At 56.2% G+C, this 12,941-nt stretch carries 15 protein-coding genes; 1 reads left to right on the top strand and 14 read right to left on the bottom strand.

Annotated features, from left to right (window positions below; genetic code table 11):
• Window positions 1-304: 304 nt before the first annotated feature.
• From IF690_RS13460 to IF690_RS13405, 12 genes are all read right to left on the bottom strand, one after another.
• Window positions 305-1,999, bottom strand: a complete 1,695-nt coding sequence (locus IF690_RS13460; protein ID WP_202700480.1) for an ATP-dependent nuclease — start codon at window positions 1,997-1,999, stop codon at window positions 305-307.
• A gap of 239 nt (window positions 2,000-2,238) precedes the next feature.
• Window positions 2,239-3,141: an abortive infection family protein gene (locus IF690_RS13455; protein ID WP_202700479.1), complete on the bottom strand. Its 903-nt coding sequence runs from the start codon at window positions 3,139-3,141 to the stop codon at window positions 2,239-2,241.
• Between the two features lie 404 nt (window positions 3,142-3,545).
• Window positions 3,546-4,166 (bottom strand): dihydrofolate reductase family protein, encoded by a 621-nt coding sequence (locus tag IF690_RS13450; RefSeq protein ID WP_202700478.1) that lies wholly within the window; start codon window positions 4,164-4,166, stop codon window positions 3,546-3,548.
• Window positions 4,167-4,365: 199 nt separating this feature from the next.
• On the bottom strand, window positions 4,366-4,650 hold the full coding sequence (locus IF690_RS13445; protein WP_023968040.1) for a DUF3077 domain-containing protein: 285 nt from the start codon (window positions 4,648-4,650) through the stop codon (window positions 4,366-4,368).
• Between the two features lie 491 nt (window positions 4,651-5,141).
• Window positions 5,142-5,552, bottom strand: coding sequence for a hypothetical protein (locus IF690_RS13440; protein ID WP_202700477.1), 411 nt, complete (start codon window positions 5,550-5,552; stop codon window positions 5,142-5,144).
• A gap of 105 nt (window positions 5,553-5,657) precedes the next feature.
• Window positions 5,658-6,746 carry a DUF3396 domain-containing protein gene (locus IF690_RS13435; RefSeq protein ID WP_202700476.1) on the bottom strand — a complete coding sequence of 363 codons (1,089 nt, stop codon included), beginning with the start codon at window positions 6,744-6,746 and terminating at the stop codon, window positions 5,658-5,660.
• Window positions 6,747-6,870: 124 nt separating this feature from the next.
• Window positions 6,871-7,110 (bottom strand): pyocin S6 family toxin immunity protein, encoded by a 240-nt coding sequence (locus IF690_RS13430; RefSeq protein ID WP_202700475.1) that lies wholly within the window; start codon window positions 7,108-7,110, stop codon window positions 6,871-6,873.
• Window positions 7,111-7,152: 42 nt separating this feature from the next.
• The gene (locus IF690_RS13425) at window positions 7,153-7,392 is read right to left on the bottom strand and encodes a pyocin S6 family toxin immunity protein (RefSeq protein ID WP_097303181.1); all 240 of its coding nucleotides are present in this window, start codon (window positions 7,390-7,392) and stop codon (window positions 7,153-7,155) included.
• 8 nt (window positions 7,393-7,400) lie between these two features.
• Entirely contained in the window at window positions 7,401-8,489 is a 1,089-nt protein-coding gene (locus IF690_RS13420; protein ID WP_202700474.1) for a colicin E3/pyocin S6 family cytotoxin, read from the bottom strand.
• A gap of 159 nt (window positions 8,490-8,648) precedes the next feature.
• Window positions 8,649-9,146, bottom strand: coding sequence for an RES family NAD+ phosphorylase (locus tag IF690_RS13415; protein WP_202700473.1), 498 nt, complete (start codon window positions 9,144-9,146; stop codon window positions 8,649-8,651).
• Window positions 9,146-9,742, bottom strand: a complete 597-nt coding sequence (locus IF690_RS13410; protein WP_202700472.1) for an Xre family toxin-antitoxin system antitoxin — start codon at window positions 9,740-9,742, stop codon at window positions 9,146-9,148. Before IF690_RS13410 ends, IF690_RS13415 begins: the two co-directional genes overlap by 1 nt.
• 126 nt (window positions 9,743-9,868) lie before the next feature.
• On the bottom strand, window positions 9,869-10,183 hold the full coding sequence (locus IF690_RS13405) for a hypothetical protein (protein WP_202700471.1): 315 nt from the start codon (window positions 10,181-10,183) through the stop codon (window positions 9,869-9,871).
• Window positions 10,184-10,725: 542 nt separating this feature from the next.
• Between IF690_RS13405 and IF690_RS13400 the strand changes: the two genes are divergently transcribed.
• The gene (locus tag IF690_RS13400; protein WP_016704587.1) at window positions 10,726-11,559 is read left to right on the top strand and encodes a DeoR/GlpR family DNA-binding transcription regulator; all 834 of its coding nucleotides are present in this window, start codon (window positions 10,726-10,728) and stop codon (window positions 11,557-11,559) included.
• Between the two features lie 18 nt (window positions 11,560-11,577).
• On the opposite strand, the gene IF690_RS13395 is transcribed toward IF690_RS13400, so the two are convergent.
• Both IF690_RS13395 and otnI read right to left on the bottom strand, forming a co-directional pair.
• Complete coding sequence (locus IF690_RS13395) at window positions 11,578-11,991, bottom strand: hypothetical protein (protein WP_202700470.1); 414 nt, start codon at window positions 11,989-11,991, stop codon at window positions 11,578-11,580.
• A 164-nt stretch (window positions 11,992-12,155) separates the two neighbouring features.
• Window positions 12,156-12,938, bottom strand: a complete 783-nt coding sequence (otnI, locus tag IF690_RS13390; protein WP_202700469.1) for a 2-oxo-tetronate isomerase — start codon at window positions 12,936-12,938, stop codon at window positions 12,156-12,158.
• Window positions 12,939-12,941: the final 3 nt, after the last annotated feature.

Raw genomic sequence — 12,941 nt, 5'->3', positions numbered from 1 at the left:
TGCTTTGAATCCCTTCGTTTTTATCTGTCAGTGCGCTGCTGTGCACTGATGGATGCGTACATCAAAGCCCGTCTGAACATTAAGCCGTTGGCCATTTCAGCTAACGGTCGAGTGAACGTTCACGAATGGTTGTGCTATCGGCCAGAAGCAGGCGTTAGATGAGAGACTGCTTCCGGCCACCTGCAGGAATAATCTGACTAATCCGGCTTAAGCCGGATTAGCAGTCAAGGCTCATTGGTAAGCATACGCTTTCCGATAGTAACACTGACCAACTGACGCTCCACACCGTGGAGCTGTGAACTAATTAGGTATTCCAAATCGCTTCTGCAAATTCAATCAAAGTCGGATCTGCAATACCCCTTGTTACCCTACAGAGGTCGATATTTTGGCCAATCTGAACTTGGAGTTTACCTCTGAGAGAGCGTTCTACGATTTTTCCATGCATGAAACCGCGCATGTTACCGTCAAAGTTTTGTGTGCATTCCCGAGCAATGGCACCAGCGTTGGGCTTGCCTCCGCCCCTATATGAGTCCTGAAGCCGTCTGTTATGTATTGTGTTTATGTACTTCTCAAGTATTGCGTCTCGTCGTTCAATGAGGCACTCATCAATTAGCGCGGAAACTTGTTGGCGTGTTAATTGTGGGTAAAGTTCAGTGATGTGAACTTCGTTCACGAAGTGACTTTCAGCATCATTCCCAACAGAAACAAAGACCTTAATACCTACAGCCTCCAAGCCTTCTTTATACTCTACGACTTCTTGCTCCGTCATATAATCCCGATCACGATGGACTACTACGGACGTGCCAGGAGCATGATCAATTATAAATGAATTCAAAGCTTGGGCAATCTGTATATTAGAGCAACCATTATATGACCAAACCTGATACTCCTCTGGTAAAAATCCAGAGGACTCAGCTATGAGACTTATATATGCTACATCCGTATCTTCAGTCAACAATATGCAGGGAATTTCACCATTTCTCAGTTGATCACCCTTATCAAGTGCACCGATTTCTAACAGAATACTCCGCTCAAGGTCTTCCGAGTTCTCAACCAAAGAACTATTATTTATCCAGTGAATATTGGCATCATCCTTCAGCGCATCAAAAAAATGCCGAGAATGCGTCGAAATAATAAGTTGACAATCAGTTTCTTGATGGAGCTCTTTCAGCAAAATCGCTAGTATTCTTTGGTTGTTAGGGTGCAGGTGTGAGTCTGGCTCATCCAATATCAACAACTTTGGTTTATACAGATAATAATAAGCCAATATTTGAATAGCTTGTAAGATCCCCGTCCCGCATGAGTCAATCGGTAGAGAAACCTCATTACTCGTTACCGTCGCATTAATATGCTCGTCAATATTTGAGTCAAATCTAACACTTATCTCATAGTCCGGAAATACAGTTTTGAACTTACTCTTAAAGGACCTCCATGATCCCTCCTCCTTTGATAGCAGCAACAAAATATTTCTGAATACGCTGTTGGAGTCCCCTTTTGCGGCAGCTTTACGCACCACTGATGGCGGTCGGTACTCTTCAAAGGAAGGTATGCCTGCGAGGCCAGGAACAATCATTGAGTAAGGGTTTTCAATATTCTGAAGATGTTCTCCCAGCACTTTCCCCTCTAGGGATGTTGTGATGTTTCTATTCCTTCCTTTCCGAATTGTAACAGTTGAGTTTGTAAGCTCGTTAAAGGTGACTTTGATCGCATGTTCCAACGAAGTCTGGAGCCTTCCGTATGGTGCCAGTGCTTCGACATCTCTCAATGGCGAGTAAATCAGTGATTCGCTCGAGAGCGATGAAGGGCATCTATCTTGAGACCATCGTGCACCTTGTTGAGCAGTCGTTTGAGCGATAGAGACAGAGAACTGGATTGCTTGTTGAATACTGCTCTTGCCTGCATTATTCGATCCAATTAAAAGATTGATACCTCCCAAAGGAATTTCAATATCCGTAATATTCTTGAAGCGCTCAATTCTTATACTATTAAGCAAGTCCATCTCCCTATTAACCTTAAGCAATTAAATGTTGCGCGAACAGGAAAGCCCTTATTGACAATTAACCTATTCTTTTATTTTGGCGATACAATCCCCCCATGTAACTGCGGTGACACTTGGATCACCGAATGACCGATATTAACTCGAAAGTTTACGTCACCTACGAAGCCACGGCAGTTCAACATACCTCCTGCACGGTAACAGGAGATATATTTTCGTAAGGACATGTAGTTTCAAGGATGCTATGGCTGATTAGCATGCAAGCTAGCAAGCATAAGGACGGCAGCGGCAGCCATATGGAGTCCGTATGCAACAATATCAGCATCGACTTCCCTTACTTCTGGGCCTTGACCGTGTGCGCTTTCGTTATTCCTGATAGAGACAACACCCTCCATCAAGCTTGCAAGAGCAGCGAGGTGGCTTTGGTAGTAAGATGGAAATAAATTGTTCTCTTGGCAAACTACTATCAAGCGCTTTGCACTGTCTGACGTCTTGAATCGCCAATTACGAGCAGTGCAAATTGCTCGCATTGTACTTTCCACGGATTTAACCGCTTCGTTAATCGCTTCTTTGTGATGTGCATGACGATAATGCTCATAAGCACGAATAAATTCCTGCTGGGCACCTTCAAAGCCAGGTTGATTCAGGAACTGTATAGATGGCTTCACCACCTGGGAGTGCATAAATCTGGAGTCAACCCGAATAACTTCACCATTTACAATTTCGTATCCAACGGCATGCTCACGAAATCTAATATTCAAATCACCTACAAACTCGACAAGGGACTCATCGTAACCGCTATACTCACTAACATTTGCGACAATCAACTCTATCGCATCCAGAAGCCGATCAACATTTTCCTCGTTCTTAATAAATGAAACAAGCTCATGATACTCATCATTTTCTTCAGCGTTTGATATCCGACGCTTACCGTATTCAAGGCGAAGTGTTTTGACCACAGCTTTGAATATCTGATTGCAAATACTAAAAGGCTTGTAGTATTCCAGCACCGACCCCAAAAGTTCATCCACCATGTAAAGGAGTTGGATGCGTAAAGGCATTGGGATCTTGTCGTACACGTAAACATCAGAAACTTCGCCGCGAAGCCTTTGTTGTCTCTTCGAAAAAAGATCTGTGACTGCCATGCTCTGCTCCCTGCCTGATCAATGACCTCATGCTATCAGAAGGTCGCATTTATCAGCACATCACTATGCCCTTAGCCACATATCAACCTTGTCAAACCGACCAAGCTTCTGGAGCTTCTAACCTACACTGCTCCATGGAGCCAAGAACAGTTGCCTGTTTGAATCGCCCCCAGTTTAGTAGACGTTTTGAGTATCTGCTTTTAGCTGTGGATCCAACCGATCGACGCTCCAAAGGCGACTATCAGCCCTAGGTGCATGGTTCTAGTCGTTACGTGTTGCAATCCGATTTAGAGAACCCGTACTGATTTCATTCAATGTGAGAGATGGATGAGTCCGCTAGGTAGCAAGGCACGACTATTCACTCAAGTACACATCTGCTCAAGTCAACGTCGTCACGGGTTTCCCTACTCTTCAAACGCTCCTGTATGCACTTCACCACTGCGAACGTATCGAGTGATCAACACCCCGCCAGGAGTACTCGTCGAGTTCACCAACGTGAAGGCCGACGCTTGTGCATGATCATCGAACAGGCGCTTGCCGCGTCCCAATACGATGGGATGGATCATCAGCCGAAGCTCGTCCACCAACCCGACGGCAAGCAGTTGCCGCACCAGATCGCCGCTGCCCTGCGTTAACAGATGGGCGCCATCCTGCATCTTGAGGGCCTGTATGGCGTCGGCAAGGTTTCCTTGCAGCGCATGGCTGTTGTGCCAATCAAGCGTGTTGGGACTATGGGTCGCCACGTGCTTGGGCACACGATTGAATAGGTCGGCGATGGCGCTGTTGCTTGAGCCGGCCTGTATATGCGGCCAATACCCGGCGAATATGTCGTAGGTGCGCCGCCCCAGCAGTAAGTCGAACGGCTGCGAGAACAGCTCCTGTATGGCCCGGCCGAAGGCTTCGTCGGCGTAGGGCACTATCCAGCCACCGAAGCGGAATTCGCCGCTGGTGTCTTCGTCAGGCCCGCCGGGCGCTTGAATGACGTTATCCAGACTCATGAAAGCGGCAACGATAAGCTTGCGCATGGTCTTCTCCTGGTTCGTCTGCATAAAAGTGCTCAGGCAGGGAGCACCGACGATCATTGCGACCCATCGGCTTCATTCCCTGAAAGATAGTCGAACGAGACTCCGGGAAATCGACAGGGCGGTGCCGGGGTGACCACCCTAAAAAACGCCGCTTCCCTGCCACCCAGAAACGGCGCCCTACCCAACATCCCCTTACCTGCTAAACCTGCAACACCTCCTCTTCCCTCAGCCCCAATCCCACATCATCAATCACCGCCTTGCCCATCTCCGCCAGAAAGTGCGCGGCCCAGGCGTAACGTTCGCCCTGCTCTTCCATGGCCGCATCCAGGGCGAGTTTCTTGGCGTAGTACAGCAGGGTCGAAGCGTGTTCCAGGGCTTGGTGCAGAGGCACGTCGGCGTTGACACGAAACAGGGTTTGATCGCCATCGCCGCAAGGGCCGAAGGTGACGAAGCCGAGGGTTTTGACTGGGGTCGAGGTGCTCATAGCGCACCTCCTTTTACCCCGTTGAAGCGACCACGATTTGCGGAGGATTTGATAGCGCACATGATTGAAACTCCCATATCAAAGTGAGAGCTGCCACGTTCGTTACCAAGCGAATGGGTGGCAGCTGCGCGCAGGTTGGTAAACCGGAGATACAGGAACCCGGCAGGGACAAGCCCTCCCACGCACAGCCGCCATTGCACGAGTGTGCAGGCACAGAAAAAGCGCCTGCAATTGTATGAAATGGGGCGCTGTTGCGCCTGTATCAAAACGGGTTACCAAGCCCGATCGCTGAGTTGGCAGCGACGATCAAAGGCTAGTCCCGGGCTCGATACGGAGCAATGACAAAGGCGTGGCAGTTTATGTCCAACCCATCGTCTTGGAAATATCTGGAGTGCAGTAAGTCAGGCCAAGCCGCACTCTGCGCGGGGTATCGAGGTGCCGGCCTATCCGGCCATGGTCGCAGCTGGAAACACAGTCCGAACCTCGGGGTCTTAAAGGCCACCTTGTTTTACATAGCTCCAACACACAGCCATTGCTCCGCCGCCCAGCACCCCAGCCACAACCAACGCAATATTCACGATATGCAACAGGATCAGCTTGCGCTTCAGGGTCGATGGAAAAGCGTCCAAGTCCGCCTGACTGACGCCGCCGTGACGAAGATAAACTCCGGGAAACGTCATGATTCCCGCAATCGACGCCGTGAGCATGACTGTCCCCCACGGCCCGACGTGCATAAGAAACCTTCTTTGCTGTATTGCTTGGCAATTCTCAAGATGGCCCAGCATTTCCTCCATACGTGAATACCCGACATACAGAAAAACGCCCATCAGGATAAAAGCGGCGGCAAGTATCCCGGCAAACAAAAAGGCCAAAACCGTTGCCATCGTAGTCAGCAAACTCACTTGTCAGCCTCGTAGATGATCTCACCCATGATTTCGCCCGCTTTCTCTCCTACCTTCCCCGCAACAAACATAAGAGGCCACGCCGGCAATGCATCCTGAGCAAAACTAAAGGCGCTCTACCAGGGTGTTCGCGGCGTCCAGGCTGGGTTCGTCAGCAAGCAGCCTGGCACGCCAGCCAGCTATCTCACTCTCATCCACATCCAGGCGTTTGAGCCACTGATCGGCCGACCAGCCGACCAGGCGCAGTTCGCCGTCGTGAGAGCCACCGTGCAACGAGCCCACGGTCTCGTAGCGGATGCCCTTGAGGGCATAGTTCAGCAGTACGTAGGGGGCTGGTCGCGGGTCTTCGGCATCACCGCAGAGGTACGGGTAGGCTCCGGCCTGGATCACCACGCCGGCACCGTAGTCGTAGAAAGCAAAATGGCTGGAGGGCAGTTGGGCGCGCAAAGCGTCCAGCCCCCCGACCAGGTCCAGGCGTTCCTGATCGAGTACGGTTAGCCAACTGACGGTCTTGATCCTGGTGGGTTTGAACTGCGGACGATTAGCCAGTAATCCCGCAGTGCCGACATCCAGGCCAGGCATGCGCGCAGCCATGAAAGCCTCAGTCGGCTGATTATCGTCCCGGTGGGTGATTGAGAGGTTGTAGGCATGGCCAGCATAGCCCTGCCCTGGGTTCAGTCGCTGTGCAAAGCCTAGGAACAGTTGCAAGAATCTCAGTGGCTGCTGTTCCTGGTAGAGCAGTGGTACGGAGAATTCCAGAACGCTAAGGTCATCCCCTATCTTTGCTTCCCAAGCGGCTTGGCCAAAAATATCGAAGTACCAAGCGCTCGCATCGTTAGATTGCTTGCCGCTGGTGTAGTAAAAGCTCAGCGGGTAATCCTCATCCATATTGGCCAGCATCTCGCGCAATGGCTTTGCATCACCGTACGCCGTCAGCGGCTTGCCCTCTGGCGGCTCCTCACGCCAAAGCCAGGTGAGATAAGGCTCGGCCAGTCGCTTGAACTCGTCGAAGCATTGGCACAGTGCCTCGCGCACCAGAGGGGTATGGGCCTCCTTGAAGTAGAGCGTACCCCGTAGGCAGAGCACGGCGCCGGTATAGTCCTCGGGGCCGCCCTTCATTAGCAGGTTGCCGGGCACTTCCAGCAGATGAGGCTGTTTGGCCAGCTCCTCAGCCAAATTGAACTCCTGTTCCATAAGACTTCCTCCGAATCAATAGGCCGGGATCATTGGTCGAGGGGAGCGACCGCGCGTCAGGATAAACATCACGCCACCAGCGATATTGACTGGTGTTCTGCCAGGTATCGACCCAACAGCGGCGCTACGCAATGACACCAATAAACAAATCGAGGTGATCGGGTAAGGACTCTTTGATGGCAGATGCTATCTGTCTGACCTGCTCCTTGGTTAGCGGTAGCTCGCCATCGGCTTCGGCTGCCAAGCTCTGCCAACCCAATATTTCCATTACGGCCTGTTCACATTCAGATGGGACTTTCAGCTTGTACTGCAATGAGTCGTCGCTAGCTTCGTCAGGTAGAAAGCCCGTGATGCGCAAGTACACAAAAACTCCTTTTTATTTAGGTGCTGCTCTGTTTGGGCGGCGCTACGCCTCAACACCAATAAACATATCGAGGTTGTCGGGTAAGGGTTCTTTGATAGCTACCGCTATCTGGCTGACCTGCTCACTTGTCAGCGGCAGCTCTCCATCAGACTCAGCGGCGAGGCTTTCCCAGCCTAAGATGTCCATTACCGCCTGTTCAAATTCAGGAGCAACGTCCAGTTCAAACTTCAACGAGGTGTCGTCGAAGCCATCAGGTAAAAAACCAGTGATGCACAGATACATGAAAACTCCTATTTCTCCACTTTCCGACCCGGTTTGGCGGGCTTGGTCTGCTCACCCGTTTCAGGGTCGAATTCGCCAAGATGCTTCCCTTGTTTATCGTATATTTCGACCGCGCCATGCTGGCTGTCCCATTCGTAGATACGACCTTTAGAGTCCTTCCAGCGTTTACGTTTCTTGCCCCCGCCTTGGACATTGCCTTTTGCTTTATCTTTCACCGCATCAGGAAAGGCCGTCAGTCCTTTAGGTGCCTGGTGGTAGCTATGGTCACCCAGGAGACTCAACGATATATAGATTGGCTGAATACCGGTATCCGGAAACCAGATGATTGCGTCTTGGTAGTCGGGTGGGTGCACTGGGTTGACCAGTATCTTATCGGCCTGCTCAGTGGGCGGAAAAACCCAGGTCCCGGGCTTCAACGAGGCGCCTTCCAAAGCAGGGATTCCTAGCACAGCGTTTGGATCAGTTGCCGGGGTCCATATGACCTCTATCCCATTTCCAATGTCCGCTACTAACTGATCGCCACGGCTCTTCGCTTCGATGACAGGCACCTTCTGCCACTCTGCCTTGGTCCCGATATAGAACCCATACACGCTCACCGAGCCATCCGACAGGTGTTTTACGTTGACTCGTACGCGGGTGTTCCCTTGGCTCAACTGCGCGTATTGCTCGGAGGTATAGAACGCACTGTCAGCCGACGTATCGTCAGGCAGCAGTAATGCCGCGAATCCCACAGCCGTAGAACCCGCCAAGGCCAAGGTGCCGCCAAGACGGGCTAGCAGTCCCGAAGCACTACCCGAACCTCCCATCCATTGCAGTGGAGTACCGCCTGCGGCTATCACTGGGCCGGTGCCCAGCACCGCATAGGTACCGTACTGCTTCAGTGACTCAACAGGTATGAAGCCGCCAGGGTTACTGTGGTTTATCACCCCATTGGGCAGGGTGCAGGACTTGGCAAAGACACAGCCAACAGGACCGGGTTTTGCCTCTGGCTTGGCAGGCAGGTCTTTGTATTCGGCCCAGCGCTGTTCACCGAGATCGACAGGTTCTACGCCTGTATTGCGATAGCCCTTCGGGGCGTTGGGTACATAGCCGCTCATCCGTGTCCGCTTCCGCATTGCCCATAAAAAAGCCTCCGGGAGGAGGCGAATAGTTGCAGTTGGCGGCTGGACGTTACCCTGAAGGACGGCAGTTAGTAGTTAGGACAATTCTGAACTGAAGACCTCAAAGGTCTCTTTGTAATGTGCGTTGTTTCTCTCTCACCGCTCCGGCGGACTCAACCGCCCATCCAGCGCAAAGCGCTCCTGCAGCACCAGCTCGTACAACCCCGTGGCCAGCAAGGGGTTGATCAGCAGGTTCCAGCTATGGCGCGACACGCTGGAGGGGATCAGCACGAAGGGGTGCTGTTCCAGCAGGCGGGCGCCGAAGGCTTGTTGGCTGTGGCTGGGGGTGCCGGGGATCAGCCAGTTGGGGTTGGGGATGTCTGCGGGGCGGACGGTGTGGACCTTTGAGGGGTCCAGCACCCGGGCGGCGGTCAGGGTGTGGGGCAGGCAGTCGAGGGCCTTGAAGCCCTTGTGCACCGCCACTTCCAGGATCGCGGTCGAGGCGTCCAGGCTGGCGTACACCACTTGCAGCCCCTTGGGGTTCCAGCGACCGCCGCTGCCTTCGGCGCCGATGCCGCTGTTCCAGGTCGAGGCATGCCGGGCCTGGTCGAGGCGCCAGAAATGCAGGGCCGGGGCCAGGGGGTCGGTGAGCATCAGTAGACCCCGAATTCGAGCCGGTGCAGAAAGTCCGTCACCAGTTCATAACCCACCGGGTTGGCCAGCAGGTCGATGGGAACTTCGCCATCCAGGCCCAGGGCCGGCTGGGTCATCCACTCCTCGGCCAGTGCCCGGGAGCCCAGCACCGCCTCGGCCTTTTCCAGCACTTGCGCGTAGTGCAAGGCGCGGGCGCTCTGTTCGGGGGTCAGGGCCTGGTCCTGGTTCTTCAGGCGCCGCGCCAGGGTACGCTCGGAGAAACCGACGATCTTCGACAGCACGTTGTAGCGCTTGAAGGCCTCGACCGACTCCACCAGCTCGATCACCGCGCCGAGGGAGAACCCCAGCTGGGTGGCCCTGAAGACCGCCATGGGGTCATCGGCGTCGGTGCCGGGCAGCAGCCCGCGCACCATGGGCGAAGGCAGCGCATAGACAGCCGCCTCTTCGCGCAGCAGGTTCGCCTCGGCCTTGGGGATGCGGCTGGCGGAGGGCTTGCGCGGTTCGACCTTGGCGATGGCCTTGGGCGCAACGCCCTTGACCTTCTCGGCCTTGGTCGAAGGTTTCACGGTGGCGGTATTCTTGGCGGCGGCGGTCATGCTCATCTCCCTGCCTGATGACAGATGGCATTAATCCTAATGCCACTTGGCAAAAGAAAGAACCGCCAGCTTACCAACGGTCGTCAGGCCCCGGTGAGGCTTCGCCGGCATGAGCCACGGCGCGGCTCAGCGCTGCGTCTGCTCCAGCGCCCGTTCGATATCCTCGGTGGCAACCGCAGTGCCCTCCAGCCACAGGCTGTTGTCGGCCAGGCGAATGCTCAGGCAGAGCGCCTCGCGATCTCCGGGATACTTGCGCAACAGCAGCTCCACGGCCACCGTCGATGGCGAGCTGGACACCAGGTCCCACGGCCCGCCGCTCAAGTCCAGCAGCACCCGGCCATCGCGCCCATCCACCACCTTCGGTGCATACACCCAATGGCTCATGCGCATTTCATGGGGCTCGACACTGATCGTCAGGTGTTCATAACGTTTGGGGTCCATGGCCGCTCCTGGGTAGTTACTCGCACAGGCGATTCTGTAGGAACGGCCGGTCGACGCTCGATTGCTCGCGATAGCTGTCATGCGCAATGCCTGGGTACCGCGTCAGCGTTCATCGCGAGCAAGCTGCGCGCCTACAGAAACCGCGTAATTCTGTGGGAGCGAGGCCTGTCCGCGATAGCCGTCATGCGCAATACCGGGGTACCGCGTCAGCGTTCATCGCGAGCAAGCTGCGCGCCTACAGAAACCGCGTAATTCTGTGGGAGCGAGGCCTGTCCGCGATAGCCGTCATGCGCAATACCGGGGTACCGCGTCAGCGTTCATCGCGAGCAAGCTGCGCGCCTACAGAAACCGCGTAATTCTGTGGGAGCGAGGCCTGTCCGCGATAGCCGTCATGCGCAATGCCTGGGTAGCGCGTCAGCGTTCATCGCGAGCAAGCTGCGCTCCTGCAGAAGCAGAGCCATACGGGTTCTCGTCCATACCTCGCGGATTCGCTACTATGTCTGCCAGTTTCCCGCCTTCTGCCCAGCCACTGCGGAGCCTCAATGCCCAACCCCAAGGACATCGCCAGCGATAGCGGCGCCCCGATGATTCCCGAGCAGCGTCGCGAGCTGATCCTGCGCCAGTTGCGCAAGCATCAGGTGTTGAGCGTGCATCAGTTGATGGAGATGTTCGACTGCTCGCACATGACCGTGCGCCGCGACATTGCCCTGCTGGAGCAGGAAGGCCGGGCCTATTCGGTGACCGGTGGGGTGCGTATCGCCAGCCAGTTGCACAGCGAGCCGAGCCACCAGAGCAAGGCGGTGGTCGAGCTGCCGCAGAAGCAGGCCATGGCCCGGCTGGCGGCGCGCCTGCTGCACGCGGACATGACGGTGTACCTCGACGCCGGCACCAGCACCCTGGAGATCGTGCCGTACATCAAGGCGCTGTCGGGCATGACGGTGGTGACCAACGACTTCGGCATCGTCCAGGCGCTGATGGAGGCGCCACAGGTCACGGTGATTCACACCGGCGGCCAGCTCGACCATGACAACCATTCCTGCGTCGGCGGGCTGGCGGTGGCGACCCTGCGCCAGGTGGTGACCGATATCGCCTTCATGTCCACCAGCTCCTGGGACCTGCGCCGCGGCATCACTACGCCGTCGGCGTTGAAGGTCGAGGTCAAGCAGGTGGCGATGCAGTCGGCGTCCCAGGTGGTGCTGGTGGCCAGCAGCTCGAAGTACGGCACCTTCAGCATGTACCGCATCGCCGGGCTGGAGCAGTTCGACGTGATCATCAGCGACGACGACCTGGCCCAGGCCGCGGCGGACGGGATTCGCAAGCAAGGGGTGGAATTGCTGCTGCCGTCCGACCCGGAGGCCAAGGCCGCGAAGGACTGACAGCCGGCCGAGCGCGTCTCAGCGGTGCTGTTTCCTGAACCACAACACACAGGCGATATCCCGCAGGTCCTCGCCCAGCCCGTCGAGGGTGACCCGGGTGCTGCGACGGATGCACCGCAGCCACTCCACCACCGCGCACAGGCTGGCGAAAAAGAACAGCAGCACGCACAACTGCCACAGGCCGAAGCCCTGGTCCAGCCCCTGGGCGCGGAAGTGGTTCCACAGCCAGAGGCCGCAGGCGGCGCTCAGCACCACCAGCAGCACGCTGGCGATATTGATCCACTGGCCGAGGATGGTGGTGCGCCGGGCACGGCGGTATTCGCGCTCGATGCGCTCCAGGGTCACGGTGGGGATCTGTTCCCAATGCAGATCGCGCGGGCGACCAGGCGCGTCGTCCAGGCTCGACTGATCGACGAATATCGACTTTTCCATGTTCCCGCTCCCATTGGTGGCACCAGTGATGGCCCTGGCGACAGGGAGCCAATGTACCCGCAGGCGGGAAACGAAGGCCGACACCTTCAGAAATGTTCAGATTCGCGCAGAATCACGCTTCGCGGGCGGCAAGCACCGACCAGTGCCGCCGCCCTGCCCGCCCCTCAGAAGGCTTTCCAGTCCCGCAGCCATTGCAGGCCAGCCGAGGTATCGCCCCGTGGCCGGTACTCGCAACCGACCCAGCCGTCGTAGCCCAACTGGTCCATCAGCGCGAACAGGTACGGGTAGTGCAGCTCGCCCAGGTCCGGCTCGTGGCGGTCCGGCACGCCGGCGATCTGGATATGGCCGATGCCGGCGAAGTCGCGGCGCAGCTTGGTCGCCAGGTCGCCCTCGACAATCTGGCAGTGGTAGCAGTCGAACTGCACCTTGAGGTTGCTCGCGCCGACTTCCTTGCAGATCGCCTGGGCCTGGTCCTGGCGGTTGAGGAAGAAGCCCGGCATGTCGCGGGTGTTGATCGGCTCCAGCAGCACGGTGACGCCGACCTTGGCCGCCTCGGCGGTGGCATGGGCCAGGTTCTCCAGGTACACCGCGTGATGGCGTTCGCGCAGGTCTTCCGAGGGCAGCAGGCCGGCCATCACATGGATCCGCGAGTTGCCCAGCACCGCGGCGTATTCCAGGGCGCGGTCGAAGCCGGCGCGGAATTCCGCCTCGCGCCCCGGCAGGGTCGCGGTGCCCCGCTCGCCCGCCGCCCAGTCGCCGGGCGGCGCGTTGAACAGGGCCTGGACCAGGCCGTTGTCGCTCAGGCGCTGCTTGAGCGCCTGGGGGCTGTAGTCGTAGGGGAACAGGTATTCCACCGCTTCGAAACCGTCGGCCGCGGCGGCGGCGAAACGCTCGAGAAACCCGTGTTGCGGATAGAGCATGCTTAGGTTGGCAGCAAAACGAGGCATGTT

It is taken from the genome of Pseudomonas sp. SK3(2021) (assembly GCF_016772375.1).
GTDB lineage: Bacteria > Pseudomonadota > Gammaproteobacteria > Pseudomonadales > Pseudomonadaceae > Aquipseudomonas > Aquipseudomonas chlororaphis_I.
Note: the sequence above shows the minus strand (reverse complement) of the source record. Positions and strands in the feature narration are given on the sequence as shown.

Excerpts from the sequence above, each read along its gene's own strand:
- IF690_RS13410 (WP_202700472.1), bottom strand. The coding sequence starts at position 9,742 with ATGACCGCCGCCGCCAAGAATACCGCCACCGTGAAACCTTCGACCAAG.
- otnI (WP_202700469.1), bottom strand. The coding sequence starts at position 12,938 with ATGCCTCGTTTTGCTGCCAACCTAAGCATGCTCTATCCGCAACACGGG.
- IF690_RS13455 (WP_202700479.1), bottom strand. The coding sequence starts at position 3,141 with ATGGCAGTCACAGATCTTTTTTCGAAGAGACAACAAAGGCTTCGCGGC.
- IF690_RS13460 (WP_202700480.1), bottom strand. The coding sequence starts at position 1,999 with ATGGACTTGCTTAATAGTATAAGAATTGAGCGCTTCAAGAATATTACG.
- IF690_RS13420 (WP_202700474.1), bottom strand. The coding sequence starts at position 8,489 with ATGAGCGGCTATGTACCCAACGCCCCGAAGGGCTATCGCAATACAGGC.
- IF690_RS13400 (WP_016704587.1), top strand. The coding sequence starts at position 10,726 with ATGCCCAACCCCAAGGACATCGCCAGCGATAGCGGCGCCCCGATGATT.
- IF690_RS13405 (WP_202700471.1), bottom strand. The coding sequence starts at position 10,183 with ATGGACCCCAAACGTTATGAACACCTGACGATCAGTGTCGAGCCCCAT.
- IF690_RS13445 (WP_023968040.1), bottom strand. The coding sequence starts at position 4,650 with ATGAGCACCTCGACCCCAGTCAAAACCCTCGGCTTCGTCACCTTCGGC.
- IF690_RS13435 (WP_202700476.1), bottom strand. The coding sequence starts at position 6,746 with ATGGAACAGGAGTTCAATTTGGCTGAGGAGCTGGCCAAACAGCCTCAT.
- IF690_RS13415 (WP_202700473.1), bottom strand. The coding sequence starts at position 9,146 with ATGCTCACCGACCCCCTGGCCCCGGCCCTGCATTTCTGGCGCCTCGAC.
- IF690_RS13395 (WP_202700470.1), bottom strand. The coding sequence starts at position 11,991 with ATGGAAAAGTCGATATTCGTCGATCAGTCGAGCCTGGACGACGCGCCT.
- IF690_RS13450 (WP_202700478.1), bottom strand. The coding sequence starts at position 4,166 with ATGCGCAAGCTTATCGTTGCCGCTTTCATGAGTCTGGATAACGTCATT.
- IF690_RS13425 (WP_097303181.1), bottom strand. The coding sequence starts at position 7,392 with ATGTATCTGTGCATCACTGGTTTTTTACCTGATGGCTTCGACGACACC.